At 37.1% G+C, this 2,800-nt stretch carries 2 protein-coding genes and 1 pseudogene; 1 reads left to right on the forward strand and 2 read right to left on the reverse strand.

The features are described from left to right. Both ACFSFY_RS07915 and ACFSFY_RS07920 read right to left on the reverse strand, forming a co-directional pair. Nucleotides 1-223 (reverse strand): annotated as a pseudogene (locus tag ACFSFY_RS07915) (ISL3 family transposase); the annotation flags it as partial. A 216-nt stretch (nt 224-439) separates the two neighbouring features. After that, nucleotides 440-1,885: an alpha-amylase family glycosyl hydrolase gene (locus tag ACFSFY_RS07920; RefSeq protein WP_381536932.1), complete on the reverse strand. Its 1,446-nt coding sequence runs from the start codon at nt 1,883-1,885 to the stop codon at nt 440-442. A 498-nt stretch (nt 1,886-2,383) separates the two neighbouring features. Between ACFSFY_RS07920 and ACFSFY_RS07925 the strand changes: the two genes are divergently transcribed. Further along, nucleotides 2,384-2,800, forward strand: a 417-nt coding sequence (locus ACFSFY_RS07925; RefSeq protein WP_381536935.1) for a transposase, incomplete at its 3' end; no start/stop codon positions are given.

A 2,800-nucleotide genomic window follows, 5' to 3' on the forward strand; every position in this document is an offset into this window, starting at 1 on the left:
AGGGAAGCGTAATACGTGAAGTCTGTGTTCCATTTTTATAGATTGTATAGTTTTGATTTACAATGCCGCAGGCATCGCAATGTGTAGGGGTAAAGCTTAGTTTTCCTTTTATAAACTTACAGCTATTTCCTTTAAAAGTACCCATTTGAAAAAAATCATGTTCAAAAATAACGTTTGAGTCTTGAATATCAATGAGCATTCTAATATCATTAGTAATTGACAAGTGAGTTCCCTCCTAGATGATGGTTTTCGACGACTTTAATTCTACAGGGAGCTTCACTTGTTTTCTACTGAAAATAAAAATAACGTAAGTGAAATTCCATCACCTTCTCCAGTAATTCAGGAGAGGGTGATTTTCTTTCACCAACGTTATAAATTATAGAACCGTAAAACAAAGATGCCCGAATGAGCAACTCGCTCATTCGGGCATCTTTGTTTTTTATTCAGTTTTACTTGCTCTTGTTTTACGTCCTCTTTTCCAAACTACATAAAGGAAACTTAAGAACAAAACATATACTAAAAGTGATGCGATTAAATAAGGTGTGTTGAATCCCTTATCTTCTTCAACTATATAAATTTCAGCAACTTCTCGTTCCAGAACAATTCGGAATATATTATCATCGGCTTCTCGTACAAGATCACCATCAAGTACACCACGAAACTTTTTATTTTCTCCAACGATTTCTGCCGATAAATCGTAATTCGATGTTGTCGCTTTATTGTTTAATGCGACAATCCACGTTTCATCATCGTTTGAAACCTTGTACACTGTAAACCCTTGATCATCATGTAATAATTCAAAATCACCTGTACGTAATGCCTCAGAGTCATTGCGTAATGAATTTAGTCCGCCAATGTACTCGTATAGTTCCATATCTGTATTAAAATTCGACAGTGGATGGCTTTCTGGAGCCTTCTCACCGTTAACTGCAATCTCAGTACCATAAGTCATTACTGGCGTACCTGGAAGAGTAAATAGCGCCGCAACCGCCATTTTCCAACGTGTTGGTGGGAACATTCTTAATTGCATCATATCGTACGTAAATCTGGATCCTGTTAAATCGTCAAATTGTATTAAATCAGTCTCATCCATATTCGTAAATGCCGAAAGAACGGATGAATCTGAATCCGGTGATACAAACGACTGTTTAAGTGCATCTATCTTTTCTTGATTGATTGATCCGTCAAAATCAGCTTCAGAAACTTCGTTTGTAATGACATACATATCTGGTTTTACATCTTTTATTGCCGAAATTACTTCATTAATATACGGAGTATCAAACTTACTAATTTTCGTTAAACGAATACCATCCAAATCATTTTTTTCTACAAATGAAATAATCGCGCTCTTCAATGCTTCTTGCAATTTACTATCCGAAGCATCCCAATCGATTATCCCCTCGCCAACAGAAGTTCCTGTAAACAAACCATCTTTTATCCATATATGGTTCTCACTTACTCCATTTAAAGGAAAGTCTGCCATAACAGAAATGTCTTGTTTATGTACAGCGTCAATCATCTTCGCTAGATCGTCCTCAGTACCAAAATGCGGTTCCAATTTTTCATAATCTAGCACTTGGCTGCCGTCATACATTTCAGTTTGAAAAATGGGTCCGATTGAAATCATAGTAAAGCCCATTAATTTGATGTATTCCATTCGATTGATGATTCCCGCAAAGTCTCCGCCGCTAAACGCGTACGGATTCTGTGTATCTACATCTTCATCATTCTGGGTGTTCTCATTAAAAAAACGATCGACAAGTAAATCATATATACTTTCATCTTTCAATGTACGCTCATCCTCAGCATATACGCCAATTGGACCAATAATTGATAAAAGCAATACAAATGTAATAATAAGTCCCAAAAACCTATTTTTCCTCACAAAATGGCCTCCCTAATTTACAGCTATCATCAATCATTTTAACAAACGAAAATGCGAGTCGCCATTCTTTCGAACAGAAAGTTTTCCACAACCCTAAGAATAGGTCGTATTTGTGAATTAATCAATTGGAAAAGGCAACGTTTTGGAAACCTCACAACGTTTCAGTCAAACCTCGCAACGTTTTCGGGAAACATCGCAACACTTCAGCCAAACTTCGCAACGTTTTGAAAACCTCACAACGTTTCAACCAAACTTCGCAACGTTTTCGGATAACCTCGCAACACTTCAACCAAACTTCGCAACGTTTTAAAAACCTCACAACGTTTCAACCAAACTTCGCAACGTTTTCGGGAAACATCGCAACACTTCAACCAAACTTCGCAACGCTCACAAATCCACAAGATGGAGTCCATATAATTGTGTAAATAGGAAAAGGCATTTTCCATTCCTTATGATAAAATGTTTTCAACGACGATAAACATTTAGGAGGAATGGAAAATGGCCTTACTTAATTTTACTATAGATCTAGACAATTTAAAAGATACAGTTATGAATTCAAATATGGAATCAGTTGTTAAATCAACAATTGTTTTAGTGCTGAATGAGTACATGGAAAAAGAACGTGACGACTATTTGAAAGCAGAATCCTATGAAAGATCTGAGGATCGTGTCGACTACCGTAACGGCTATTACGAAAGGGATTATACGATTAGCGTCGGTCGAATCACGTTAAAGGTACCGCGCACAAGGCAAGGTGAGTTCTCACCTTCTGTTTTTGAACGTTACGCTCGCTGTGAACAAGCTTTAGTAGTATCTATGCTCGAGATGGTTGTAAATGGCGTCTCGACTCGCAAGGTTACCAATATTGTGGAACAGCTTTGTGGAGAAAGTATTTCTAAATCATTCGTTTCATCC

Origin of the sequence: Sporosarcina siberiensis, assembly GCF_042681925.1 — a bacterium.
In the GTDB taxonomy this organism is placed as follows: Bacteria; Bacillota; Bacilli; order Bacillales_A; family Planococcaceae; genus Sporosarcina; species Sporosarcina siberiensis.